The sequence below is a fragment of the Psychroflexus lacisalsi genome, assembly GCF_020164495.1.
Classification (GTDB): domain Bacteria; phylum Bacteroidota; class Bacteroidia; order Flavobacteriales; family Flavobacteriaceae; genus Psychroflexus; species Psychroflexus lacisalsi.
Genome location: NZ_JAIQYZ010000001.1, coordinates 372118 through 398112, shown reverse-complemented (window position 1 = coordinate 398112; position 25995 = coordinate 372118). Strand labels below are relative to the sequence as shown.

Here is a 25995-nt window from a genome sequence, read left to right as displayed (position 1 = left end):
ATACTATTTTGGCATAGTGAAACTGAACTTACTGCCCTGACCAAATTCAGAATCTACCCAAATTTTTCCACCTAAATTTAAGATTATTTTTTTACATGTAGCTAGCCCCATACCTACTCCATCAGTATTTATTTTATTCTCCTTATAAAAGGGCTTAAAAATCTTCTCAAGATTTCGCTCTTCTACTCCTTTACCATTATCACTCACCTCAATGAGCCATTCGTCTAATTTATCTTTTATAGAGATTTTCACCTTAAGTGGGCGCTCTTTACTTCTATATTTTATGGCATTACCTATCAAGTTTCTAAGGACTGAAGAAAAAGAAATTTTTGAAGTGTTTATTATCGGCAATTTTCCAAATTCAATTTCAATGTTTTCTGATCTTATAATAGGTAAATTAAGATCTATGATATTTTGAATGACAACTTCAACATCGACTTTTTCTTTTTTATCGCATTGCGATGTCACCTTAGCAAAAGCAAGAATTTCATAAATAAGACTTGTCATTTTTTGAGTGCTCTGTTTGGCGTATTCTATATATTCTCTTGCTTCTTCACCTAAACTGGTGTGAGATTCGTATTGTAACAGTTCCAGAAACCCTTGAATACTATCGAGAGGATTTTTAAGATCATGTGCTATGGTATAAGCAACCTCTTCTGTTTGATCTTTATGTAGTTTTAATTGTTCATGGATTTTTTCTAGATCTAAAGATTTTCTGTGAGATTCAAACAAGCGCTCTACCAATTTGGCAAGAGATTTTAAAGATTCGATTTGAGAAGCCGAAAGGACTTTAGGTTTAGAATCAAGAACACATAGTGTTCCAAGCGCAAGACCTTCTTTGGTTGAAAGAGGCATACCTGCGTAAAATGCAATATTTGGATCTTCCCTTACTAAAGGATTATTTTTGAAACGCTCATCTTGGGTGGCATCATTAACGATAAGCATCTTATCTGGTGTGTTAATTGCGTGTGCACAGAACGCAACATCTCTTGAAGTTTGTTCTACTTTAATGCCAAATTTGGATTTGAATACTTGCGTATCAGAGTCGATAAGAGTCACCAGCGAAATTTCGGTTCCACAAATATCTGTAGCCAGTTTAGTTATCAAGTCAAGGTCTTCATCAGGCAGATTATCCAATAACTTCAGGCTATGTAACTCTTTCAACCGTTCTGCTTCATTGCTAGGAGTCGGAGGGTTTTTCATTATCTATAGATTTTTTCGGAAGTTTAATTAAGAATTTTGAGCCTTTTCCAAGTTCTGATTCTACACTAACTTCACCTTTAAAATTTGTAATTATCTTCTCAACAATAGCTAGACCTATTCCTGTTCCAGAATACTCACTCTGACCGTGCAATCTTTGGAAAATTCTAAAGATTTTATTGAAATATTCTTTAGAAATACCCAGGCCGTTATCTTCTACACTGAACAAGTGATGTTTTTTAAGCTCTTCGTAATCAATCTTAATTTTAGGCAAACTATCCGGCCTAGAATATTTTATTGAATTGTCAATCAAGTTTAAAAACACTTCCTTAAGTTCATCTTCAACAGTATCAATTACAGGAAGTTTTCCAACTTCTATTTTTGCTCCTTTAGCTTCAATGGCTTCGTGTAAAAGGATTTCAACGTCTTTTATTACTGAATTTACATCAACTTTTGATAAAGGCAGATCATTTCTGCCTACTTTAGAAAAATTGAGCAATCCATTAATAATTTGACGCATCCGCTTAGCTCCGTCTACAGCAAAATTAATGTATTCTTGAGCTTTTTCATCAAGTTTTCCCGCATACTTCTGTTCCAGACGTGTTAAAAATCCTGTAACCATCCTCAAGGGCTCCTGCAAATCATGAGATGCTATGTAAGCGAATTCTTCCAGATCTTTGTTGGATTTTGAGAGAGACTCCGTTTTTAGTATTAGTCTCCGATTAAGACTTTCAAGCAGATTCTCATATTGTCGAAATTCTGAGATGTCTTGCATGGAACCCACCATTTTTATCGGTTTTCCACTCTCGTCCTTAATAATTTTTCCTCTATCGTATACGTTAGCATAAGAACCATCTTTCTTTCTGAACTTATATTCATCAATCCATTCTTTCTTATTCATATTTTGCAGCACAGAATCGAAAGATGTTTTAACACGTTTTCTATCTTTTGGATGAATTTTTTCCAGCCAGACCTCTTCCGCCACACCAAAATCATCTGGGTCATAACCGAAAAGTTTTTTAAGGCCAATTCCCCAACTCATTTTTTCTGTTACCAAATCAAAATCCCAAACTGCATCTTTTACTGTTTCTGCTATTATTCTGAATTTCTCAATTTCAGTATTGATATTGCTTAAATTTTCTTTGAGTGCAGTTACATCTCTGCCGATACAAAATATATCATCAGAATTTTCCAGAGAGAAGGCAGTCCATTCAATTCGTAATATTTGAGCGTTTTTAGTTACTATTTGTAATTCGCTAGAATGATTACCCTCATTATTTCTTGCTGTGTCAAGCAATGCTTTTGCCTTCTCTCTATCTTCTTCTTTCACAAAAGTGAGATAGGAAATACTTAGCATTTCTTTTTCTGTATATCCTAAATGTTCACAAGTCCTCTTACTTACCTTTGTAAGGAGGTTCTCTTTTTCAGCCTTACACATTAGGTCTGGCGTATATTCAAAAAAGGCCTGCATCTCTTTTTCAGTTCTTTTTCGAGAAATTTCATTGGCGAGTTGAATTGAAAATTCGTCAAAAATAGAACGGAGTGTTTCCTCTCTGGAATATGTATCCTTAAAACTTAGAATCACAACCCCCAAACATTCTCCATGAGACTTAATCTCAAACCCAAAACTTGTTTTAATCTCACTTTCAGAATCTGACTCTTCTTTATGAATTTTAAAACTGGAGCTTCCACTATTAAAGATATCCATGGCAAAATCTTCAGAATTGAAATTGCTGATTTCCGATTTTATATTAACTAATTTTCCATCTCTTAATTCTAAAAATTTGGATAAATCCTTTGAGTAATGATTTAGAAGCCAAAATTGGCAAATATGACTTCGGACTAAGTCTTCAATTTTTAATGAAATTTTACAGAATATACTTTCCAGATATTCCCCACCCTGGAAAGCCTGATGGGTAAAAGTTAATAATTCGCTTTTTTCAGCATTTGTTTTTAAGTCATTCACATTTCTATTGACGATCATCCAGTGTGTGTACCACCCCTGGTCGTCAAAAATTGGAGTGATAGAAAGGTTATTCCAGAACTCAAGTTGGTTTTGAGTTAAACTTATCACATCCACATTAACCGACTCCCAATGACTAAGTTTGTCATCTAATTTTTCGAAATCATCCTCGTTTTTAATGGACACATAAATATCCCTTGGAGTGGAACCAATAATCTCTGATATCTTAAAACCAAACAGATTTTGAAAACTTGAGTTTGCGTAAACTATCTCAGACTCAAGAAAACTATCGGATTTTACTTCTGTTACCAAAATCGCATCGTTGGTTCCGTCAATTAATTTTTCTAAAAGATTGAGATGATTTTCACGTTTTAAGGGCTTTGTAATATCCTGTAAGGCTCCAACCAAGCGAATGGGATCACCACTTACATTTCTTACAATCACAATATTTTCCCTTACATTAGCATAGTTGCCTTCTAGATTTTGAAACCGATAGTCAAACGTCCATTTAGATAAGGTTTTGTCATCTAAAGCTTCTTGTAAGCTGTCAAAAAAAGGTTTTAGGTCATTTGGATGAATCTTGGATTCCCAAAAATCCCTAGAGACCATATTATTTTTAGAATTATAACCAAACAGTCTTTTATAGCCGTCACCCCAGTATAGTTCATCTTCGCTTAAGTTCCACTCCCAAACTGCATCCGATGTAGCACGCGCTGCTAGATCAAATCTATTTTTAGCAAGTTGTAATTTTTTCTGAGCATTATAAGAATCTGTCGTGTCTACAACTGTAGAAATCATCAGGTTTTGTTGATGTAATGGAATGTTTGTAGCAGTAATTATTTTTTTTCACCTGCTTTTGTCATTATCCTTATTCCAGGCCAAGACATTTTTTTGGGATTACCAGACGCGATGCCACCAATTACTTTTTCATAAATCTCTTTTCTGTAGGCTGCATCAGGATAGGCTTTAAGCAAATAGGTGTCTACATCTGGTATATCCTTCTGCGACCATCCATAGATATCATAAAACTTTTCATTGAAATACACCGACTTGTTATCATCAATAGTGTTTACAGCAATCCCAATAGGTAAAGATTCAAAAATGGTCTTGAAAGATTCAATTTTGAGAGTCTCAGGTTTCTTAACCTCTTCAGAATTATATTTTAAACTTATAAAAGCAAAGGACTGATCTTTATAATCAAGAAGACTGAAATTAAAATTTAGAATTTGATGATTTGCAGGAAGCTTTACTGAATATGAGGCATCAAACAATTTGGAATCGATAATCACATTTAACTTCCCAATAAACTCTGAAACTAATTTTGAATCGAGTCTCAAGGCAGCTGTAAGGAATTTTTCTAAGCTTTCTTCTTCATTATTTTTTTTCTCCTCAAATGAATTACCTTTAAGCTTATCATTTAAGCCAATAACTTTAAATTTACCTTTAGAATTTAACACCAAAAAACTTGGCAACTCAATTAGTTCTAAAAGTTTTTTTAATGGCTTGAAGTCATGTGGCATATTTTTAAAGTTTAATTTTATTAAAAATCAGCACTCAGAAATTAAATACTAATCAATAACTAATTTAAAAAATTAAGATTATGTTGTCAAGATACATCATTTTTTGCTGTTTGATTGCTATAACCTCATTTGCTCAAAAACCTGCAAATTCAGATGAGTTTGCACATACGTTTTCAATTATTGCTCAAGATCCTGAAACTGGAGACATGGCCGTAGGGGTACAAAGCCATTGGTTCTCTGTAGGAACCGCTGTGCCCTGGGGAAAGTCTGGGGTTGGTGTTGTAGCCACCCAATCTTTTGTAAATCAGCGTTACGGTTACGAAGGCTTACAGTTAATGGAAAGTGGCCTTACTGCAAGTGAAGCTTTGGAAAAAATAAAAGCAGAAGATGAAGGCGCAGCATTTAGACAAGTCGCCATGCTTTCCAAAAACGGAACTATAGCCGCGTTTACTGGAGAGAAATGTGTAGAGGCGGCTCTACATCTTGTAGAAGATACTTACAGCATACAAGCCAATATGATGGAGGATGAAAATGTGGTTTACGCAATGAGAAAGGCTTATGAGGAAAACAACAACCTTGAGCTTGCAGAACGCGTAGTTGCTGCCATGAAAGCAGCCCAGGCAAGTGGTGGAGATATAAGAGGAAAACAATCTTCTGCGTTAATAGTCGTAAGTAAAGATGCACCAGAACATCCTTGGCTTGATAAAAAGATAGATTTGAGAGTTGAAGACCATAAAACTCCTGTTGAAGAGCTTTCAAGACTTCTTAATAGCCAAAGGGCTTACGAATATATGAAAAAGGGGGATGTAGCCATGGAAAATGAAGATCCGAAAGCTGCGCTGGAAGCTTATAACGCTGCCGAAAAGCTGTTACCCAACAATGATGAAATTAAATTTTGGAAAGCCGTTGCACTCGTAAATTCTGATCAGGTTAAAATGTCTATACCTATATTTGAACGTTTATTTGTTAACGATAAGCGCTGGCAAAGGCTTTTGCAGCGTCTACCCTCATCAGAATTAATAACCATAGATAAATCTGCTTTAGATTACTTACTAAATTTATAACTCATGAAATACTCAATTTTATTACTCGTCAGTCTACTTTTCATTTCCTGCCATGATTCGCCAAAAATCAGCAAAGAAAAAAATCCTCCTCAAATTCAAAAATTTGGAATTGTTATTCATGGTGGTGCAGGCGTGATCAAGAAAGAAAACATGACCGATTCTCTACAAAAGGCTTACGAAGAAAAGCTTGAAGAAGCTATCAATGTTGGACATAAGATTCTTTCTGAAGGTGGAACAGCTTTAGAAGCTGTACAAAAAACCATCAATGTTATGGAAAATTCTCCTTTATTCAATTCTGGAAAAGGCGCTGTATTGAATGCTGAAGGTATTGCAGAATTAGATGCCTCCATAATGGAAGGGAAAACCAAAAATGCAGGAGCTATATCTGGAGTCCAGCATATTAAAAATCCTATCAACCTAGCCTTAAAAGTCATGGAGGAATCAGACCATGTCATGCTTAGCGCATCTGGTGCAGAAGACTTCGCAAAATTGCACAGTTTGGAATTTGTTGCTAATTCCTATTTTATTACAGACAGGAGAAGTAAAGCATTGGAAGCCTCTAAGGCTAGAGAACAAGGAATATCATCTAACGAATTTTACCTAAGTAATGAAAAATTTGGAACTGTAGGTTGTGCGGCTTTAGATAAAGATGGAAACCTAGCTGCAGGAACGTCCACGGGGGGTATGACTAATAAAAAATACGGCAGAATTGGAGACTCTCCAATCATAGGCGCTGGAACTTACGCCAATAATAAGACCTGCGCTATTTCTGCTACTGGTCACGGTGAATACTTTATAAGAGGTGTAGTGGCCCATGATATCTCCGCCATGATGGAATATCAAGGCATAAGCCTAGAAAAAGCAGCACAACGCGTTATCCAGAAAAAATTGACAGAGCTTGGCGGAACTGGTGGAATCGTAGGCATCGACAAAAAAGGTAAAGTAGTGATGGAATTTAACACCCCAGGAATGTTCAGAGCTACGAAAAACATGAAAGGCGAGACTGAAATCAAGATGTATAAAGACTAATCATTTTTTACTTCAATAGTTCCTTTGCTTTTTCAATATCTGAAGTAGGTTTTTGACATATTTTATTTTCACAGACGTAAATAATTGTTTCAGAGGGATCTTTTGGGTTCTTATTTTCTAAAATGGATAAGTCTTCACTTTGACCTCCAAGAAAAATACAATTACTGTGGTATTCTTTCTGAAGCTCAAGACTCAAATCTTGGGCTTTTTCACCCATTATAGCAACTTCGTAGAAGGGAAAAGTTAACCATCCGTAGAGGATTTGCCAGTTTGCTGCGTAGGGTCCTGATTTATATAATTTAGCTTCCATCTGATTCAACATTTGTTTGGAAGTTTCAAGGTATTTATCCTCGTCAAAAAATTTACCTAATAAAAAAAGTGACTTTGCCAATGAAGAGTTTGATGCAGGAATGACGTTATCGTTAATTTCATAAGTTTTTGAAATGAGCTTTTCGCTGATCTTTGAAGCAAATTGAAACATTGAAGAAGATTCAGTTTTAAAATCATTAAAACAAATTTCTGCTAAGTGTCTTGCTTTATTTAAATAATCAATTTTGAAGGTGATTTGGTATAAATTGATGAGCGCTTCAATGGTAAACGCGTAATCTTCCAAAAAACCAGTGATCGATTTTTCGTCTTTATAAGTTCGTAAAAGTTGATTATTGTCAACTAACCGTGTTTTGAGTAAAAACTCAGTTGCTGATTCTGCCAATTCAAGATATTCATCTTTTCTCAAGGCTGTAAAAGCCTCTACAAGACCAGTGATCATCATTGCATTCCATGAAGTAATCATTTTATCATCAAGAGAAGGACGAACTCTTTGCTGTCTATGATCGAATAACGTTTGCTTTAAATCCTCTATTTCCTTTTCGAAAGCGTCGGGATCTAAATTTTTTGCTTTAGCATAATCAAGAGGAGACTGATTTGTAAACAATATATTGTTCGAAGATTCCCAGTTTCCGCGTTTGGTACAGTTAAAGTAATTTTCAACAAGAAATAATTCTTTATCAGAAAGAAATTCTGAAAGTTCCTCGTAACTCCACACATAATATTTCCCTTCTTCTCCTTCACTATCAGCATCCAAAGCTGAATAAAATCCTGCCTCTGGATGTTTCAACTCCCTGGTTATAAAATCAATGGTTTCAGAAATTATTTTTTTGTAATGAGGTTTTGGAAATCTCTTATAGGCATTAGCATATAAACTCACGAGCAAAGCATTGTCATAAAGCATTTTTTCAAAATGTGGAGCAAACCATTTATCGTCTACTGCATATCTGGAAAAGCCACCACCAATCTGGTCATAAATCCCACCGAAAGCCATTTCATCCAGAGTTTTCAGGAGAGCTTCAGCAGCAAAATGCTCGTTTATATTTTGATAATATTGGAGTAAAAACTGCCACGAATTAGACATCGGAAATTTTGGAGCTCCTTTGAAGCCCCCGTTTTCAAGATCAACACTCTTTTGCCAACTCAAAAGAAAGTCACGATAATTCGAAACTTTAAAAGTCTCATTATTTTCTACCGAAGAAAATTCCTGCCCAACTTTTATTCCTTCCGTAAGCTTTTCTGCGGTTTCCAATAATTGATCGTAACTATTATCATAAGCCTTTGCCACATTGGCCAGTACTTTTTTCCAATTATCCTTCGGAAAATAGGTAGCTGCATAAAAAGGTCTTCCATCTGGTAGCGCAAAAGCATTTAATGGCCAACCTCCTCTTCCTGTCAACATCTGGGCAGCCTCCATATAGATATGATCGATATCTGGTCGCTCCTCGCGGTCAATTTTTATGCATATAAAATGTTCATTCATCAGTTCAGCCACCTTTTCATCTTCAAAAGACTCATGAGCCATTACATGGCACCAATGGCAAGCTGCATATCCAATACTTATTAACAGAGGTTTATTTTCCTTCTTAGCACGATCGAGAACTTCCGGACTCCATTCTTCCCAATTCACTGGATTATTTGCATGCTGCAAAAGATAAGGGCTTGTTGCGTTTACTAGGTTGTTTTCAATATTGGGCATGAAATTTTTTATTTGAAAATTACAATTTAAAACATCTTCTGAATTTAAACTCGTCTTAAAACTGTTCCCTTTTGTGAAAATCTAAACTTCATCATAATTTAAATCTTCGTTATTTTTAAAATTGGAGAGCATCTTTAAATTCAGTATTTTCAACCTAAATAAACAAACCAATGATTAATAAAACTGTAAATAATGTAACTGAAGCATTAGAAGGAGTCCAGGATGGTATGACTTTTATGCTCGGAGGCTTTGGTCTTAGTGGGATTCCAGAAAATTCCATTAAAGAACTCGTCAAGCTCAACGTTCAAGATGTGACCTGCATATCAAATAACGCAGGAGTCGATGATTTTGGACTTGGTCAACTTTTAAAAAAGAAACAAATCAAGAAGATGATCTCCTCTTATGTAGGAGAAAACGCAGAATTTGAACGCCAGATGCTGAGTGGAGAATTGGATGTGGAATTAATTCCGCAGGGAACACTCGCAGAGCGTTGCAGAGCAGCTCAAAACGGGATTCCAGCCTTTTATACTCCTGCAGGCTATGGAACAGAAGTAGCCGAAGGTAAAGAGGTGCGGTATTTTGACGGTAAGCCTCATATTATGGAAATGGCTTTTGAAGCAGATTTTGCGTTCGTAAAAGCCTGGAAAGGCGACGAAGCCGGTAATTTGATCTTCAAAGGAACTGCCAGAAACTTCAATCCTTTGATGTGTGGAGCTGCCAAAGTCACTGTAGTCGAAGTTGAAGAACTTGTAAAACCGGGAGAACTCGACCCTAATTTTGTTCATATTCCAGGCATATTTGTTCAGCGTATCTTCCAAGGAGAAACCTTTGAAAAACGAATTGAACAACGAACCATAAAACAAATGAATTAGTCCATTTGGAAATTTGAAAATGAGGGATGATAAAAATAATCTGATTGTCAACATGACTTTTGACTTTGCTTTAAAATTATCACATTTTCTAAGCAATTAAGACAGTTGAAAAAATTTGAAATGGCTGGTCAACTTTTTAAAAGCGATACTTCAATAGGAGCAAACATAAGAGAAGCTCAAAATGCTGAAAGCAAAGCTGATTTTATTCATAAGTTTAAAATCGATGCAAAAGAAATTGATGAAACTGAATGTCGGATCGAGCTATGCAAAGGCTCAAACCATTATCCTGATCCTGAAAAAGAATTATTTGAGGATCTTAAATTAATTAATAAAGTGTAAGCAAAATTATATCATCTTCAAAGAAATCATAATTTCCAAATTAAAAAATTTTCAAACCTTCAAATTAGATAAAATGTTAGATAAAAACGGAATTGCAAAACGAATTGCACAAGAAGTACAAGATGGCTTTTATGTCAATCTTGGTATTGGTATTCCTACTTTAGTAGCTAATTACGTTCGCGACGATATAGAATTAGAATTTCAAAGTGAAAATGGAATTCTAGGAATGGGACCTTTTCCTAAAGAAGAAGAGGTAGACGCAGACCTTATTAATGCTGGAAAACAAACTATAACCGCTCTTCCTGGCGCTAGTTTCTTTGACTCGTCGATGAGTTTTGGAATGATACGAGGACAGCATGTAGACCTTACGATTTTGGGCGCCATGGAAGTTGCCCAAAATGGGAATATTGCGAACTGGAAGATTCCAGGCAAAATGGTAAAAGGCATGGGAGGAGCTATGGATCTTGTCGGTTCAGCCAAAAATATTATCGTAGCCATGATGCATACGAACAAAGCAGGTGAATCCAAGTTACTAAAGACCTGTTCACTCCCACTCACTGGAGTTGAATGTGTGACCAAAATCGTCACCAATATGGCGGTTCTGGATATTGTAGATAAAAAATTCAGGTTGCTTGAACGTGCTCCGGGAGTAAGCGTTGAAGATATTCAAAAAGCAACAGAAGGGGATTTGATCATTGAAGGAGACATTCCTGAAATGTCAATCTAAATGGTCTCATAATCAAAAAAGGAGCTAATCGATCGATTAGCTCCTTTTTAATTATTATATCAATAGTGATTAATCGATAAGTATGACAACTTTGTTGTCTTGTAATTCGATCACACCTCCGGAAATATTTAAGTTATATTTTGATTCATTCTCGTAAAACTTATCCTTTGATTTCTTTGGAATGGTTACAGAGGAATCTAATTTGATAGTGCCTTTTTGAAGCACTGAAACTACAGGGGCGTGATTATCCAAAATTTGGAATTCTCCACTAACACCTGGAACACTCACAGATTTAACCTCTTCACTGAGTATAATTTCTTCCGGACTTACTATTTCTAGATGCATTGAGTATATTTTTTACTAGTCTTCTTTCAACATTTTTTCACCTGCTTCGATAGCTTCTTCTATGGATCCCTTTAGGTTGAAAGCAGATTCTGGGATGTGATCAAGCTCACCATCCATGATCATATTAAATCCTTTGATGGTATCTTTAATATCAACAAGAACCCCTTTTAGACCTGTAAATTGTTCTGCAACATGGAAAGGTTGAGATAAGAATCTTTGAACTCGTCTTGCTCTGGATACAGAAAGTTTGTCTTCTTCAGACAATTCTTCCATACCTAGAATAGCGATGATATCTTGTAATTCTTTATATTTCTGAAGTAATTCTTTTACACGCTGTGCACAATCATAGTGATCATCTCCTAAAATATCTCTAGTCAAAATTCTTGATGTAGAGTCCAATGGATCTACCGCTGGGTAAATACCAAGTTCTGCAATCTTTCTTGAAAGTACTGTAGTAGCATCCAAGTGAGAGAAGGTTGTTGCAGGCGCAGGATCTGTCAAGTCATCTGCAGGAACATAAACTGCCTGTACAGAAGTAATAGAACCTTTCTTGGTAGATGTTATACGTTCTTGCATCGCTCCCATTTCGGTTGCTAAGGTTGGCTGGTAACCAACGGCAGAAGGCATACGGCCAAGTAGTGCTGAAACTTCAGAACCCGCTTGTGTAAATCTAAAGATGTTATCAACGAAGAAAAGTACATCTTTACCTTGAGCTTCTCCTGCTCCATCACGGAAATATTCTGCGATAGTAAGACCAGATAAAGCTACTCTTGCACGTGCCCCAGGAGGCTCGTTCATTTGTCCAAAAACGAAAGTTGCTTTAGATTCCTTCATGCCAGCTTTATCAACTTTTTTCAGGTCCCATCCGCCTTCTTCCATGGAATCCATAAAATCATCTCCGTATTTTATAATTCCAGATTCTAACATTTCACGAAGCAAGTCATTACCTTCTCTGGTACGCTCACCAACTCCGGCAAATACAGAAAGACCACCGTGACCTTTAGCGATATTATTAATCAATTCCTGGATAAGTACTGTCTTACCAACACCAGCTCCACCAAACAAACCAATCTTACCACCTTTAGAATAAGGTTCGATGAGGTCAATCACTTTAATTCCTGTAAAAAGAACTTCGGTTGAAACAGCTAAATCCTCAAATTTTGGTGCGTCTCTGTGAATCGACATCCCATCTTTTCCGGTTTTAGGAAGATCTCCAAGTCCGTCAATAGCATCTCCAGTCACGTTGAACAAACGACCATAGATATCTTTACCAACAGGCATTTGTATTGGATTTCCTGTACTAAGCACTTCTACACCTCGGCTTAAACCGTCCGCAGAATCCATCGCAATGGTTCTTACAGAGTTTTCTCCAATATGAGATTGAACTTCAAGAATGAGGTCTGATTTGTTATCACGCTTTACTTGCAAAGAATCGTAAATTCTTGGTAAGTCGTTTGTGTTTTCGAATTCTACATCGATAACTGGACCAATGATTTGAGTAATTTTACCTTTAACTTTAGACATTATCTAAGGATTTTATTTAGTGGACTTTCTAGGAAAACCCGTATTTAAAATTTTTGCAAATATATAGTATTTAAATAAATCTTTTATTGCAATATGCTTTTTTGTAAATAATTCATTTATCTATTCTACCGTTACGGATTTTGCAAGATTTCTAGGTTGATCAACATTTTTACCTAGCATCACTGCAATGTGATAAGAGAATAATTGCAAAGGAATAGTTGTGAGAAGAGGCGTAAGAGCTTCAAAGGTTTCTGAGACTTCTATAACATGATCTGCCATATTCTTCACAGAAGTATCACCTTCAGTTACGATGGCTATTATTTTACCTTTTCTGGACTTTATTTCCTGAATATTACTGACAACCTTTTCGTAATGTCCTTTTTTTGTAGCAATTACAACGACAGGCATTTGTTCATCAATAAGTGCAATGGGACCGTGCTTCATTTCTGCTGCCGGATATCCTTCCGCATGGATATAGGAAATCTCTTTAAGTTTAAGTGCACCTTCCAAAGCAACAGGGAAGTTGTAACCTCTACCTAAATAAAGACAGTTTTTAGCATTTTTATATACTTTAGCAACTTCAATAATATGTTTATTGGATTCTAAAGCCTTTTCAATTTTGGATGGAATCAATTCCATTTCATTCAAATACATATGGTAATCTGTATTTGAAATCGAACCTTTAGCCTTTCCAAGCTTAAGTGCTATTAAACTAAGAATAGTAATTTGTGTTGTAAAAGCTTTGGTAGATGCAACGCCAATTTCTGGACCAGCATGTGTATATGCACCCGCATGGGTTTCTCTTGAGATCGATGAGCCTACTACATTACATACTCCAAACACAAAAGCTCCGTTTTCCTTGGCTAATTTTATAGCTGCCATGGTATCTGCAGTCTCCCCACTTTGAGAAATCGCGATGACTACATCATCTTTGTTGATGACTGGGTTTCTATATCTAAATTCTGAAGCATATTCAACTTCTACAGGAATTCTAGCCAGGTCTTCAAAAATATATTCTGCTACTAAACCTGCATGCCATGAGGTTCCGCAAGCCACTACTATAATTCTCTTGGCATTTAAAAATTTCTCAAGATTATCATCAACTCCAGCCATCCTAATAATTCCTCGGTCGGCTAGCATCCTTCCTCTGTAAGTATCTTTGATAGCACTTGGCTGTTCGTAAATTTCTTTAAGCATAAAGTGCTCGTAACCAGCTTTTTCAATTTGGTCAAGATTCAGCTGAAGTTTTTGCACATAAGGATCCACAAGCTTATCGTCCTTTATTTTTCTTACTTTCACGTGCTTTCCCAATCTTACTACAGCCATTTCACCATCTTCTAAATAAATGGCTTTTTTGGTATATTCAATAAATGGAGAGGCATCTGAAGCAATAAAATATTCGTCATCTCCAACGCCTATGGCTAGAGGGCTACCAAGTCTGGCGACAACTATTTCGTTAGGTTTAGTTTTATCAAACACAGCAATAGCGTAAGCACCTACGGTTTGGTTCAAAGCAATCTGAACTGCTTTTCCTAATTTGACCTCTTCATTGGTCATGATGTCCTCAATTAAATTTACGAGTACTTCAGTGTCCGTATCAGAAGCAAACTTATAACCTCTGTTCTGAAGCTCAGTTTTTAATGATTCATAGTTTTCTATGATTCCATTATGAATAATCGCTAAGTCACCAGAATTGGAATAATGTGGATGAGAATTAACATCGTTAGGCTCACCGTGAGTGGCCCATCGTGTATGGCCAATACCTACTGTACCTTTAAGAGCAATTTCGGATTCGCATTTTTTTTGCAGATCAGCAACTTTCCCTTTTGTCTTACAAATATTTAAATCTTTTCCATCGTAAATAGCTATGCCAGCACTATCATAACCTCTATATTCAAGACGCTTTAGTCCTTTTAGTACGATAGGATAAGCTTGTTTTTTCCCTATATATCCAACAATTCCACACATAATATATTATTAGTTAGTTTCAGTATAAATGATTCTCAACTTCATTTTTTTGGACTCAGTAGCAGATTGATTTCCGTGAATGACTATACCTCTAGGGGTTTCCATCATACTGCTAGGAACATTTTCTGAAATTCCGAGTTGAGAATTTTGAGTTTTTAAAAAATTTTGTTGATTCACATTTGGCACAACATAAACTCCCAACCTCACATTGGTTGAATCATTATTGATGACGTTATTGATATGTGATGTAAGTCTTATTCTGTAGAACAAGTCTCCATTATCATTTTCATCTAAAGGCGCTAAATGAACTAGTCGGGAAGTAAATGGATTTTCTGAAGCAGTTGGGTCTCGTAAGTAATCTTCCAGGACTTCCTCGTCATCCAGATTAAACAGAAATACTCTGTTTATTCTATTTTTAGAATTTGGAGCTACTTCTTCATTGATGTAAAGGTCTAGATTCGCTTCATTGATAAGCCAATCATTGGATCTTAATTCTTCCAATTCATCAGAAATTCCATCACCATCCGTGTCTGGTCCTGCAAAAAGTTTGATTATACCAGACGATCCTTCACCACCTTTAAGATATATATTTTCTTCACCTTGAATGGTGTCTTGACTAGTCAAGTCTACATTGAAATTATCATTGTAAAGATTAAGTTTTATTCCATTAAAATTCAAAACAAACTGGTTATACCTTGTCTCTACAGTCATTTCACCCTCATCATTTTCTTCTTCAACTTCATTTCTGTAAAAGATGGTAATGTTGGCATCTGCATTCTGAAAATCAAACATTGACATGCTCATTACAGGCTGCTGCTGATCAGCTTCTATTAAAAATCCTCTCAAATAGTTTCTGAAGGCAGCATTACTTGAAAAGACTTCGGGATTGGGAGCATTGATGATTTTTTCATTAAAATACTCATTTGGCATCTTAATTCTTATTCTTGGAGATAGGTTGAGAGTATCCAAGCTTCCATCAAAAGTAGTTTCGACCAAGACAACTGGATCCGTAAGATCTGTAGGTTTTATAATTTCTGAAGCAACTACCGGTTCTGACTCAATGTTTGAATTGAATTGATCAAGTTGATTAGTATAATAAAGTTGTCTGTCCTGAAAATCTCCATTTTGTCCCGGATCAAGATCCCTTAAAAACTGATTGGATTGATATACATTGAGCTTAAAGCTTCCATTTCCATAGACAGAATCCAGCTCATATTCATCCTCTTCAATCTGCCTGCTGTAGAAAGGAAGTGTCATAACAACTGAATCTATAACCGGGTTTGAGCCGAAATTTGGATTAGTCTGAGTTAAGCTTAATTGAGTAAGCAATTTGGTTTCAGACATACCATAAACTGGATCTGAGTAATGACCTATAAAATAGTTTCTTAAACCATTGGTTTGGATTGCGTTATACTTTTCACTAAAAGCTACTACGTTTTCACTTTCGTATGGGGGTTGCACTTGTATGCTATTGATATAATCTGTACCAACTTCTGAATATTCATTCTCACAGGAAAACAATAAAGTTAATACTAGAATTGAAGCTAAACTTCTAATTGCAATTTTCGACATAAAATTAATCTTCTTCTTCGTTTAATATATCTTTTAGGTAGTAAGTCTGGTAAGCATTTGCCATTTCCTCTCTCTTCACGTATGGCAAAATTGGTAATTCAGAATTTTCAATGTAAGACTTAAGCTCCTCAGAAATATTTTCGCTCCCAATAACCAAACCGTCAGAGTTATCAATCGCAACCTTTAATAGATTGTCATGAGTTGGACTGTCCAAATGAGCTACTGCATCGTCTTCTATACCATCAAATAAAACTTTCTTTTTCATATCCTCATCTAACGTTCCCTCAAAGTTTTGATTGTACAGAGAAGTCACTATTTTAGCATCAGAAAATAAAGGTTCGTTTCCGTAATAATGTCTTAAGTACATGGGCAACAAGGATGACATCCATCCATGAACGTGAATGATATCTGGAGACCAGTTCAATTTTTTTACAGTTTCAATAACTCCTTTTGCAAAAAAGATCGCGCGTTCATCATTATCATCAAATAATTCACCGTCTTCGTCAGAAAAGGTTGCTTTCCTTTTGAAATAATCTTCATTATCTATAAAATAAACTTGCATCCTTTCTTTTGGAATAGAGGCTACTTTTATAATAAGTGGCATATCTAGATCGTTAATGACCAAATTCATTCCTGAAAGTCGAATAACTTCGTGCAATTGATGCCTACGCTCATTTATATTTCCAAACCTTGGCATAAAAATACGGGTTTGACCACCCGAAGCATTTATAAGTTTTGGAGCTTCAAAAGCTGTTGAAGAAATATCATTTTCGGGCAAATAAGGAACAACCTCAGATGAAACGTAAAGTATGCGTTTATCTTTCATAGAATTTTTACATTAAAGATTAATGACAAAAAGTTTGCAAATTTACAAAAATTTATGTGGATTCCCGTGAAAATATTAATATTGCAAACTCAATACATATACACAGCTTGTGGTCATTAACTCAAAAACGTCTCTCCAAGAAGTTTTAGAAATTATTAAAAAAGAAGGCAAAACAGTTGGGCTTGTTCCTACTATGGGGGCCTTACATGATGGGCATTTGTCTTTGATAAATTTTGCTTACTCATATTGCGACACAGTTGTAGTAAGTATTTTTGTAAATCCTACGCAGTTTAACAATGCATCAGATTTGGAAAAATACCCTCGTAACGTGAATAATGATGCTGGATTTCTAAAACAACATAATTCTAAAACAATTATTTTTACTCCAGATGTGAGCGATATCTATAACGATAAAGTTGAGGCAGAATCTTTTGATTTTGGAAGCTATGTCGACTTTATGGAAGGTGAATTTAGAGTAGGACATTTTGATGGAGTAGGAAGTGTTTTAAAACGGCTTTTTGATATCGTAAAACCAGATAAAGCTTTTTTTGGCGAAAAGGATTTTCAGCAACTCATGGTTGTGAAAAAATTGGTCAAAATCACTGACCAGGATGTTGAAATCATCGGTTGTCCAACCAGCAGAAATGAATTTGGTCTTGCTCAAAGCTCTAGAAATTTTCGCCTTACAGATTCAGAGTTGAAAGTGGCAGAACTGATTTATAAAGCTTTATCCAAAGCCAAGAAGATGTTTGACAATAATTCCATCAAGGAAATAGAAAACGAAATTGTAAACATGTTTAAAGATGAGCCCGCTTTCGAACTGGAATACTTTTCTATTGTAAAAGAAAACGATCTCATTCCCACAAAAATTAAAGAACCTAAACAAAACTACAGAGCGTTTATAGCTGCCTTCCTTGGAGAAGTAAGGTTGATTGATAATATGGCGCTCAATTATTAAATTATGCAAATACATCTAGTCAAGTCAAAAATTCATCGCGTCACCGTTACCGGTGCAGATCTTAATTACATTGGCAGCATCACTATAGATGAAGATCTTATGGATGCCGCAAACATCGTTGAGGGCGAAAAAATCCAGGTGGTCAACAACTCCAATGGAGAACGTCTAGAAACCTATGCTATACCAGGCGAAAGAGGTAGCGGAGAAATAACACTCAACGGTGCTGCAGCGAGAAAAGTTTCTCCTGGAGATATTCTCATTTTAATGGCTTACGCTATAATGACTCCAGAAGAAGCAAAAACTTTTAAACCCAAACTTGTCTTTCCAAACGAAAGAAATCTGCTGAACTAACACAAATGAAAAAAGCCATTAAAAAATGGGGGAAGACTCTTGGTCCAATGGCTTTAGGAATTTTCTTCATTTGGTATTCTTTATCAAAATTTACTTCAGAAGAACTTGACCAACTTTGGTTCAATATCAAAAACGTTGATCTTATCTGGGTCATTCTATCTTTGACGATGGGAATTTTATCTCATTTGTCTAGATCTTACAGATGGAAATACCTGCTCGAACCTGTTCATATCGTACCAAAATTTTACAACTGCTTTCTCTCTCTTATGCTGGGGTATCTGGCTAATCTTGGTATACCAAGATCTGGAGAGGTATTGAGAGGTGCAACTTTAGCATCGTATGAAAATGTGAAATTTGAAAAGACTTTTGGCACCATTATTACTGAACGGCTTGTAGACCTCATCATGCTACTTTCTATTGTCGGTTTAACCTCTCTATCCCAAAGTGACAAGATTTTTAGTTTTTTCAAAAGTCAAAATATCAATCCCTTTTTTGGAGGCTTGTTAATTGTCACTATGATTTTACTACTGTTTATTGGTTTTAGAATAATAAAATACAGCAAACTTCCTTTATTTCAAAAATTAAAAAATTTCATAGAAGAACTTTTCAACGGAATGAAAAGCGTGTTTTTAATGAAAAATAAAGTCTATTTCTTATTTCACACTTTTGTGATTTGGGGGCTTTATGTAGGTATGTTTTATGTTTTGAAACATGCATTCCCAGAAACTCAGGATCTTGGCCTTCAAGCGACTCTTGTAGCATTTATATTTGGAGCATTCGCAATGACGGTCACCAATGGGGGGATTGGTCTTTACCCGATAGCCATAGGTATTGCCTTCAACGCCTTTGGAGTCCCAACAGAAACTGGCGAGGCATTTGGATGGGTAATGTGGGGAACGCAAACAGGTCTTGTTATCGTTTTAGGCGGACTTTCCTTCCTCCTTTTACCTCTTCTCAACAGAAGATAATTTTAGTACATTAGCAGCCTAAACCAAAGATTATGAAGCTAATCCTAATTTCATTTTTATGTTTTATCACCTTTTCCAAATCCTGTTTTTCTCAAACTGAATACATTGAAGTAAATTCTTCAATTTTGAAAGAAACCAGACAAATAAAACTTCAACTCCCAAGAAATTATTCCTCCAGCAACAAAGAATATCCTGTTATCGTTGTCCTAGATGGCGATTATTTGTTTGAACCCTTTGCTGGCAACGCAGATTACCTAAGCTATTGGGAAATCATACCAGAATCTATAGTGATAGGAATCAATCAGGTTGGACATAGAATGAAAGATGGTAACATAGATCCCGAAAGCGGATTACCAAGTACAACTGGGGCAGATTTCTTCGAATTTATAGGGTTTGAAGTGCTAAAATATGTTGATGAAAATTACAGAACAACTCCATTTACAATAGTTGCTGGTTTAGATTATATGGCCAATCTCTCAAATTTTTATCTTTTAAAAGAGAATCCGCTTTTCAATGGCTATATCAACCTTAGCCCTGATACAGACCCAAAACTTCCGGAGCGCCTGAAAAAGAAACTGGACAAAATAGATACTAAAGTCTGGTATTACCTTGCCACATCAGAATATGATATCCCTGAACTAAAAAATAAAGCCAAAGAGCTGGATTCTTATCTATCAATATGCAATAATCCAAATTTCAATTACCAGTATGAAATTATAGAAGATGCAGATCATTTTAGCTTTGTGGCCGATGCGATTCCTAAATCTTTGATTTCAATATTTTCTACCTACGGTCCAATTTCAGATTTTGAGTACGAGACAAAATTTCTTGAAGCCAGATCTCCAGCTAACACCCTTGAAGATAAATACCTGACGATCCAAGAACTTTATGCCATTGAAATCCCTATAAGAATTGTTGACTTCCTCAAAACAGCTGAAGCTATAGAGGAAAAGAAATTGTGGGAAGATTATCGCGAACTCAGCAAACTTGCCAAAAAACAAAGTCCAAATACGGTTTTGTATAATTATTTTCAAGGGCGATATTTTGAAAAAATAGGCGAGCCCAACCGAGCCATAAAAGAGTACCAGGCAGCATACGGACTGGAAAAAGCAGGATACCTAGATAGTGAGGTTCTTCTTGCCAAAGCAGACGAACTCAAAAGAATTTACGGAAATTAAACTATGGCTAAAACCAAAACAACCTTTTTCTGTCAGAATTGTGGTGCACAACACGCCAAATGGCAAGGCCAGTGCAATGCCTGCAAGGAATGGAACACCTTAGTAGAAGAAGTCGTTGATTCCAAACCAGAAAAAACCTGGAAACCAGCGACCTCAAATGCACCCAAACGCATCTCCAAACCACAGCGCATCAATGACATCAAGATTGGTAAAGAAATAAGAATCCCCACCTCAAACCAAGAATTTAATCGTGTTTTAGGAGGCGGCATTGTTCCTGGAAGCATCACCTTGCTTGGCGGTGAACCCGGTGTTGGCAAAAGTACGCTCCTACTTCAGCTGTCTTTAAGTTTCAAGCAAAAAGTGCTTTATGTTTCTGGCGAAGAAAGTCAGCAGCAAATCAAAATGCGAGCCGAGCGGATCCAAAAAGAGGAATCCAACTGTTTTGTGCTTTCAGAAACCAAGACCCAACTTATTTTCACACAAATTGAAGCCATGGAACCCGAAATCTTAATCATAGATTCTATCCAAACGCTTCACACCGACTACGTAGAAAGTTCACCGGGCAGCGTTTCCCAAATTCGGGAATGTACTTCAGAACTCATCAAATACGCCAAAGAAACCAACGTGCCGATCATTCTTATAGGTCACATCAATAAAGAAGGTAGCATCGCCGGACCCAAAGTGTTGGAGCACATGGTTGACACGGTGCTTCAGTTTGAAGGCGATAAAAACTACGCCTATAGAATTCTTAGAGCCCACAAAAACAGATTTGGCTCTACCCATGAACTGGGCATCTACGAAATGCAGGCAGGCGGTTTAGTAGAAGTCTCCAATCCATCAGACATCCTTATTTCCAAAACCGACACCCACTTGAGCGGCACGGCCATTGCCGCCACTTTGGAAGGCATGCGACCGATGATGATCGAGATTCAAGCTTTGGTTAGTTCTGCAGTTTACGGCACACCACAGCGGTCTGCGACAGGCTACAATCTGAAACGACTAAACATGATTCTGGCTGTTTTAGAAAAACGGGCAGGATTCCGTCTTGGAGCCAAAGACGTGTTTCTCAACATCACAGGTGGCATCAGTATAGACGATCCAGCCATCGATTTGGCAGTAGTTGCCGCTATATTATCCTCCAGCGAAGACGTGTCCATTCCCAAAGATATTTGTTTTGCCGCAGAAGTTGGTCTGGCAGGAGAAATCAGACCCGTCACGCGCGTAGAGCAACGCGTCATGGAAGCCGAGAAGCTTGGTTTTGCAAGCATTCTCATTTCCAAACAAAGTAAATTACCAAAAGAAACTTACAAAATTAACGTGATTCGCGTCGCCAAAATTGAGGATGTAGTCGATGCTCTATTTTAAGACTCAAAACTTTTAAGCTGAATTTGCCTCCGTTGACTTCAATGCTCAACGATACATTGCTTAAGGCTAAAAGTTAACTTCATGCGAAGGGCTTGGTTTTCGTTGTAAAATTGAAGGAGTAGAGAAAGGTTTTAAGTTGAGATGAAGTATAGATCTCTTGTCACTACGTTTCCATCGAGATGACAAGCTGAAAATTCTCATTCTGATCGCAGCGCAGCGTAGAGAAGAATCTCTTCTTGTCTCAAAGCTATTGCCACATCAGTTCAAAAACTACTTCACGAGAAAGCCACAAAAAGCAAGGGATTCAAAAACTGAAACCATCTTTTCTTTGTTTCAAGTTCGAGCCCTTCGAAAAATGCTTAGAATAAACTAAAGTCGAGAAAAGTCTCCCATTGCTAGGAATTCATAAAAACTCCTCTCTCAAAATTTTGGCATTAAAGAACTAAAGACTGATGTTTATGTAACAGATGACAAAATATACTTTATGCATCTAAAAAATAACTTACAAGACCTCACAGGTTTTAAAAACCAGTGAGGTATGAATACACGAGAGCTGGATCATTAGCACATATATCTCTTTAATAATTTTTAACGTGTACCTTAAATAATTAATTAAATCTACCCATAATCTACTACCAATTGCCAGTTGTTAAACTCCTCGCTCTTAGCCTCAGAAAATTAAAACCATCCCTCTTAGATTTAACGATAACTTCGTTTTCAGATTTTCATAAGACTGAGGGTCAATTTGGAATAAATCCTTATTTTCGCAAATCATTAGAAAAAAAGCAAAAATGAGCAAGAAATTTCCTGAGTATAAAGGACTTGACCTCCCAAAAGTAGCAGAAGACATCATGAGTTTTTGGGATGAAAATGCCATTTTCGATAAAAGTATGGATGAGCGTGAAGGTGCTGAGCCTTTTATCTTTTTCGAAGGGCCACCGTCTGCCAACGGCATGCCGGGTATTCACCATGTCATGGCCCGAAGCATCAAGGATATTTTTTGCCGTTATAAAACCCAGAAAGGATTTCAGGTAAAACGCAAGGCTGGCTGGGATACCCACGGTTTACCTGTTGAGCTCAAAGTAGAGAAAGAGCTGGGAATTTCTAAAGAAGATATAGGCACCAAAATTTCGGTAGAAGATTACAACAATGCTTGTAAAGAAGCTGTGATGCGCTACACCGATGTTTGGAACGACCTCACCAAAAAAATTGGCTACTGGGTCGATATGGAAGATCCGTATGTGACCTACAAGTCCAAATACATGGAGACCGTGTGGTGGTTGCTCTCTGAGATTTATAAAAAAGGATTGATTTATAAAGGCTATACGATTCAGCCGTATTCCCCTAAAGCTGGAACGGGTTTGAGTTCTCACGAGCTCAACCAACCGGGCACTTACCAAGACGTGTCGGACACTACAGTGACGGCTCAGTTTAAAGCTAAAAAAGAAACTTTACCCCAACAGCTTCAAAAGGTTGATGGCGATATCTTCTTCTTAGCCTGGACCACAACGCCCTGGACACTGCCGAGTAATACGGCTCTAACAGTCGGTAAAAAAATAGAATATGTATTGGTGAAATCTTATAACCAATACACTTTTGAAGCCAATAATGTTATTGCCGCTAAAGCACTCATTCCCTCACTTTTCAAAAAGAAATTTGTAAAGGTCGAGACTGAAGAAGAGCTTAAAAACTACAAGGAAGGCGACAAAAAAATACCTTATTTCATTGCTGAATCCTTTAAAGGTGAAGATCTTATTGAAGCTCAGTACGAGCAATTAATGCCTTTCGCTCAGCCTTACTACACTCCAGAAAATGCCTTCCGAGTGATTGCCGGAGATTTTGTGACCACAGAAGATGGTACAGGAATTGTGCACACTGCCCCTACCTTTGGTGCAGACGATGCGATGGTGTGTAAACAAGCTCAACCCGAAGTTCCTGGACTTTTGGTGAAAGATGAAAATGACAATTTGGTTCCGCTTGTGGATTTGAAAGGCCGCTTCCGATCAGAAGTTGGACCTTACGCAGGCAAGTACGTCAAAAACGAATATTACGAGGATGGTGAAGCTCCAGAGAAGTCTGTAGATGTGGAAATCGCCATTCAGCTTAAAGAAGAGAACAGGGCCTTTTTGGTCGAAAAATACGTTCACTCCTACCCCAACTGCTGGAGAACTGATAAACCTATCCTTTATTATCCATTGGATTCGTGGTTCATTAAAGTGACTGACTTTAAAGACAGAATGCACGACCTCAATAAAACCATCAACTGGAAACCAGCTGCTACCGGAGAAGGTCGCTTTGGCAACTGGCTTGCCAATGCTAACGACTGGAACTTATCCAGATCGCGGTATTGGGGAATTCCTTTGCCCATCTGGAGAACGGAAGATGGCAAACAAGAAAAAATAATAGGTTCTGTAAAAGAACTTAAGGCAGAAATAGCAAAAGCAGTCAAAGCTGGCGTTATGGACAAAGACCCATTTGAAGGCTTTGAAGTCGACAATTTCAGTGAAGAAAATTACGAGAAAATTGATTTGCATAAAAACACCGTTGATCAGATCACTTTAGTATCTGATTCTGGTCAGGCCATGAAACGCGAAGCCGACTTGATCGATGTGTGGTTCGACTCTGGTTCCATGCCTTATTCCCAATGGCATTATCCTTTTGAAAATAAGGAAAAAGTGGAAAACACTTGGAGGTCAGCCGATTTCATTGCTGAAGGTGTTGATCAGACCCGGGGTTGGTTTTACACTTTGCATGCTATCGCTACGATGATTTTTGACGATGTGGCTTACAAAAATGTAGTGTCTAATGGTTTGGTTTTAGACAAAAACGGACAGAAAATGTCTAAACGTTTGGGTAATGCCGCAGATCCATTTGAAACTTTGAAAACCTATGGGCCTGATGCCACACGTTGGTATATGATTTCAAATGCTAATCCCTGGGACAATTTGAAATTCGATCTGGAAGGTATTGGAGAAATTCAGCGTAAATTCTTTGGAACGCTATACAACACCTATTCGTTCTTTTCCATGTATGCAAACCTGGACAATTTTCAGTATGAAGAAAAAGACATTGACAGAAAAGACCGACCTGAAATTGATCGCTGGATTTTATCAGAATTGAATACACTCATCCAAACTGTGGATGACTTTTATGCCAACTACGAGCCAACTAAAGCAACGCGAGCGATTTCAGAATTCGTTCAGGAAAATATGAGTAACTGGTACGTCCGGTTGAGCAGGAGACGTTTCTGGAAAGGAGACTACAAAACCGATAAAATTTCGGCTTACCAAACTCTGTTTACGTGTTTGAAAACCATAGCTCAACTCTCTGCTCCAGTGGCTCCATTTTTCTCGGATAGGCTGTATAAAGATTTAACATCAACGAGTATTGGAGATCACAAAGAGAGCGTACATTTGGCTGATTTTCCAAAGCAAAATCCTGAGTTGATTGATAAAGATTTGGAGCACAAAATGCAGATGGCACAGAGCATATCGTCTTTAGCTTTATCCTTAAGAAAAAAGGAAATGATCAAAGTGAGACAGCCTTTAGAGCGCATTATGATTCCGGTTTTGGATCCAACAGTCAAAGAGCAAATTGCAGAAGTTTCAGAGTTGATAAAATCAGAAATCAATGTCAAAACGATCGAATTTATTGACGATACCTCTGGAATTTTGGTGAAAGATATTAAGCCTAACTTTAAGGTTTTAGGACCAAGGTTTGGAAAAGAGATGAAGCATGTAGCACAAGCTATCCAAAAGATGGAAGCTAAAGACATTGCTGATTTAGAAAAGAACAAGACGATAGAACTTGAAGTGAATGGCGAAAAGACTTCTATAAGCCTTGATGAAGTTGAAATACTTTCTCAGGACATTGAAGGCTGGCTTGTCGCAAGCGGAAATGGATTGACGGTAGCGCTTGATGTAACACTTAATGAGGAATTGGTTAACGAAGGTATTGCCAGAGAACTGGTCAATAGAATTCAGAACTTAAGGAAAGACTCTGGATTGGAGGTGACCGACAGAATTGCAATTCAACTACAAGAGAGCGGAAAACTTGCAGAAGCTGTTAACCAAAATCTTGACTATATAAAAACTGAAACACTAACTAACACTATTAACTTAACTCCAAACGTAAAAAACGGTCTAGAGATAGAGTTTGACGATGTCAAGACCGTTTTAGCAATTGAAAAACAGAATTAAA

20 protein-coding genes are annotated in these 25995 nt (G+C 36.9%); 11 read left to right on the top strand and 9 right to left on the bottom strand.

Going from position 1 to position 25995, the window contains the following annotated elements; all coding sequences use genetic code 11:
• Positions 1-3 precede the first annotated feature (3 nt).
• The 3 genes from LB449_RS01705 to LB449_RS01695 are packed head-to-tail and all read right to left on the bottom strand — an operon-like array spanning position 4 to position 4683.
• Positions 4-1203 carry a sensor histidine kinase gene (locus LB449_RS01705; protein WP_224453342.1) on the bottom strand — a complete coding sequence of 400 codons (1200 nt, stop codon included), beginning with the start codon at positions 1201-1203 and terminating at the stop codon, positions 4-6.
• On the bottom strand, positions 1181-3961 hold the full coding sequence (locus LB449_RS01700; protein ID WP_224453341.1) for a PAS domain-containing protein: 2781 nt from the start codon (positions 3959-3961) through the stop codon (positions 1181-1183). The genes LB449_RS01705 and LB449_RS01700 overlap by 23 nt, the downstream gene beginning before the upstream one ends.
• A 38-nt stretch (positions 3962-3999) precedes the next feature.
• Entirely contained in the window at positions 4000-4683 is a 684-nt protein-coding gene (locus LB449_RS01695) for a PAS domain-containing protein (RefSeq protein ID WP_224453340.1), read from the bottom strand.
• An 80-nt stretch (positions 4684-4763) separates the two neighbouring features.
• On the opposite strand from LB449_RS01695, the gene LB449_RS01690 reads away from it, so the two are divergent.
• Both LB449_RS01690 and LB449_RS01685 read left to right on the top strand, forming a co-directional pair.
• Positions 4764-5747 carry a DUF1028 domain-containing protein gene (locus LB449_RS01690; protein ID WP_224453339.1) on the top strand — a complete coding sequence of 328 codons (984 nt, stop codon included), beginning with the start codon at positions 4764-4766 and terminating at the stop codon, positions 5745-5747.
• Positions 5748-5750: 3 nt separating this feature from the next.
• A complete protein-coding gene (locus LB449_RS01685; RefSeq protein WP_224453338.1) occupies positions 5751-6776 on the top strand; it encodes an isoaspartyl peptidase/L-asparaginase family protein in 1026 nt (341 codons plus the stop codon).
• Between the two features lie 7 nt (positions 6777-6783).
• Here LB449_RS01685 and LB449_RS01680 read toward each other — a convergent pair whose 3' ends face one another.
• Positions 6784-8802 carry a thioredoxin domain-containing protein gene (locus LB449_RS01680; RefSeq protein WP_224453337.1) on the bottom strand — a complete coding sequence of 673 codons (2019 nt, stop codon included), beginning with the start codon at positions 8800-8802 and terminating at the stop codon, positions 6784-6786.
• A gap of 170 nt (positions 8803-8972) precedes the next feature.
• Here LB449_RS01680 and LB449_RS01675 point away from each other — a divergent pair, with 170 nt between their 5' ends.
• The 3 genes from LB449_RS01675 to LB449_RS01665 all read left to right on the top strand — a co-directional run bounded on the left by LB449_RS01675 (position 8973) and on the right by LB449_RS01665 (position 10740).
• Positions 8973-9674: a CoA transferase subunit A gene (locus LB449_RS01675; RefSeq protein WP_224453336.1), complete on the top strand. Its 702-nt coding sequence runs from the start codon at positions 8973-8975 to the stop codon at positions 9672-9674.
• Positions 9675-9779: 105 nt separating this feature from the next.
• Positions 9780-10013, top strand: coding sequence for a four helix bundle protein (locus tag LB449_RS01670; RefSeq protein WP_317196195.1), 234 nt, complete (start codon positions 9780-9782; stop codon positions 10011-10013).
• A 73-nt stretch (positions 10014-10086) separates the two neighbouring features.
• Positions 10087-10740: a CoA transferase subunit B gene (locus LB449_RS01665; protein WP_224453335.1), complete on the top strand. Its 654-nt coding sequence runs from the start codon at positions 10087-10089 to the stop codon at positions 10738-10740.
• Between the two features lie 69 nt (positions 10741-10809).
• Here the strand turns inward: LB449_RS01665 and LB449_RS01660 are convergent, their stop codons facing one another.
• From LB449_RS01660 to LB449_RS01640, 5 genes are all read right to left on the bottom strand, one after another.
• The gene (locus LB449_RS01660; protein ID WP_224453334.1) at positions 10810-11085 is read right to left on the bottom strand and encodes a F0F1 ATP synthase subunit epsilon; all 276 of its coding nucleotides are present in this window, start codon (positions 11083-11085) and stop codon (positions 10810-10812) included.
• A 15-nt stretch (positions 11086-11100) separates the two neighbouring features.
• Positions 11101-12609 (bottom strand): F0F1 ATP synthase subunit beta, encoded by a 1509-nt coding sequence (atpD, locus tag LB449_RS01655; protein WP_224453333.1) that lies wholly within the window; start codon positions 12607-12609, stop codon positions 11101-11103.
• Between the two features lie 120 nt (positions 12610-12729).
• Complete coding sequence (gene glmS / locus LB449_RS01650) at positions 12730-14577, bottom strand: glutamine--fructose-6-phosphate transaminase (isomerizing) (RefSeq protein ID WP_224453332.1); 1848 nt, start codon at positions 14575-14577, stop codon at positions 12730-12732.
• Between the two features lie 9 nt (positions 14578-14586).
• On the bottom strand, positions 14587-16149 hold the full coding sequence (locus LB449_RS01645; protein ID WP_224453331.1) for a DUF4270 domain-containing protein: 1563 nt from the start codon (positions 16147-16149) through the stop codon (positions 14587-14589).
• 4 nt (positions 16150-16153) lie between these two features.
• Complete coding sequence (locus LB449_RS01640) at positions 16154-16975, bottom strand: glycogen/starch synthase (protein WP_224453330.1); 822 nt, start codon at positions 16973-16975, stop codon at positions 16154-16156.
• Between the two features lie 109 nt (positions 16976-17084).
• On the opposite strand from LB449_RS01640, the gene panC reads away from it, so the two are divergent.
• The 6 genes from panC to ileS all read left to right on the top strand — a co-directional run bounded on the left by panC (position 17085) and on the right by ileS (position 25994).
• Positions 17085-17933, top strand: a complete 849-nt coding sequence (gene panC, locus LB449_RS01635) for a pantoate--beta-alanine ligase (protein WP_224453329.1) — start codon at positions 17085-17087, stop codon at positions 17931-17933.
• Positions 17934-17936: 3 nt separating this feature from the next.
• On the top strand, positions 17937-18284 hold the full coding sequence (gene panD / locus LB449_RS01630) for an aspartate 1-decarboxylase (protein ID WP_224453328.1): 348 nt from the start codon (positions 17937-17939) through the stop codon (positions 18282-18284).
• Positions 18285-18289: 5 nt separating this feature from the next.
• On the top strand, positions 18290-19252 hold the full coding sequence (locus LB449_RS01625) for a lysylphosphatidylglycerol synthase transmembrane domain-containing protein (RefSeq protein WP_224453327.1): 963 nt from the start codon (positions 18290-18292) through the stop codon (positions 19250-19252).
• A gap of 32 nt (positions 19253-19284) precedes the next feature.
• Positions 19285-20430: an alpha/beta hydrolase gene (locus tag LB449_RS01620; protein ID WP_224453326.1), complete on the top strand. Its 1146-nt coding sequence runs from the start codon at positions 19285-19287 to the stop codon at positions 20428-20430.
• Between the two features lie 3 nt (positions 20431-20433).
• Positions 20434-21795 carry a DNA repair protein RadA gene (gene radA / locus LB449_RS01615; protein ID WP_224453325.1) on the top strand — a complete coding sequence of 454 codons (1362 nt, stop codon included), beginning with the start codon at positions 20434-20436 and terminating at the stop codon, positions 21793-21795.
• A gap of 791 nt (positions 21796-22586) precedes the next feature.
• Positions 22587-25994, top strand: coding sequence for an isoleucine--tRNA ligase (gene ileS / locus LB449_RS01610; protein ID WP_224453324.1), 3408 nt, complete (start codon positions 22587-22589; stop codon positions 25992-25994).
• Position 25995: the final 1 nt, after the last annotated feature.

Excerpts from the sequence above, each read along its gene's own strand:
- LB449_RS01685 (WP_224453338.1), top strand. The coding sequence starts at position 5,751 with ATGAAATACTCAATTTTATTACTCGTCAGTCTACTTTTCATTTCCTGC.
- LB449_RS01645 (WP_224453331.1), bottom strand. The coding sequence starts at position 16,149 with ATGTCGAAAATTGCAATTAGAAGTTTAGCTTCAATTCTAGTATTAACT.
- LB449_RS01680 (WP_224453337.1), bottom strand. The coding sequence starts at position 8,802 with ATGCCCAATATTGAAAACAACCTAGTAAACGCAACAAGCCCTTATCTT.
- LB449_RS01665 (WP_224453335.1), top strand. The coding sequence starts at position 10,087 with ATGTTAGATAAAAACGGAATTGCAAAACGAATTGCACAAGAAGTACAA.
- ileS (WP_224453324.1), top strand. The coding sequence starts at position 22,587 with ATGAGCAAGAAATTTCCTGAGTATAAAGGACTTGACCTCCCAAAAGTA.
- LB449_RS01690 (WP_224453339.1), top strand. The coding sequence starts at position 4,764 with ATGTTGTCAAGATACATCATTTTTTGCTGTTTGATTGCTATAACCTCA.
- LB449_RS01700 (WP_224453341.1), bottom strand. The coding sequence starts at position 3,961 with ATGATTTCTACAGTTGTAGACACGACAGATTCTTATAATGCTCAGAAA.
- panD (WP_224453328.1), top strand. The coding sequence starts at position 17,937 with ATGCAAATACATCTAGTCAAGTCAAAAATTCATCGCGTCACCGTTACC.
- glmS (WP_224453332.1), bottom strand. The coding sequence starts at position 14,577 with ATGTGTGGAATTGTTGGATATATAGGGAAAAAACAAGCTTATCCTATC.
- LB449_RS01675 (WP_224453336.1), top strand. The coding sequence starts at position 8,973 with ATGATTAATAAAACTGTAAATAATGTAACTGAAGCATTAGAAGGAGTC.
- atpD (WP_224453333.1), bottom strand. The coding sequence starts at position 12,609 with ATGTCTAAAGTTAAAGGTAAAATTACTCAAATCATTGGTCCAGTTATC.
- LB449_RS01705 (WP_224453342.1), bottom strand. The coding sequence starts at position 1,203 with ATGAAAAACCCTCCGACTCCTAGCAATGAAGCAGAACGGTTGAAAGAG.
- LB449_RS01660 (WP_224453334.1), bottom strand. The coding sequence starts at position 11,085 with ATGCATCTAGAAATAGTAAGTCCGGAAGAAATTATACTCAGTGAAGAG.
- radA (WP_224453325.1), top strand. The coding sequence starts at position 20,434 with ATGGCTAAAACCAAAACAACCTTTTTCTGTCAGAATTGTGGTGCACAA.
- LB449_RS01625 (WP_224453327.1), top strand. The coding sequence starts at position 18,290 with ATGAAAAAAGCCATTAAAAAATGGGGGAAGACTCTTGGTCCAATGGCT.
- LB449_RS01640 (WP_224453330.1), bottom strand. The coding sequence starts at position 16,975 with ATGAAAGATAAACGCATACTTTACGTTTCATCTGAGGTTGTTCCTTAT.
- LB449_RS01695 (WP_224453340.1), bottom strand. The coding sequence starts at position 4,683 with ATGCCACATGACTTCAAGCCATTAAAAAAACTTTTAGAACTAATTGAG.
- LB449_RS01620 (WP_224453326.1), top strand. The coding sequence starts at position 19,285 with ATGAAGCTAATCCTAATTTCATTTTTATGTTTTATCACCTTTTCCAAA.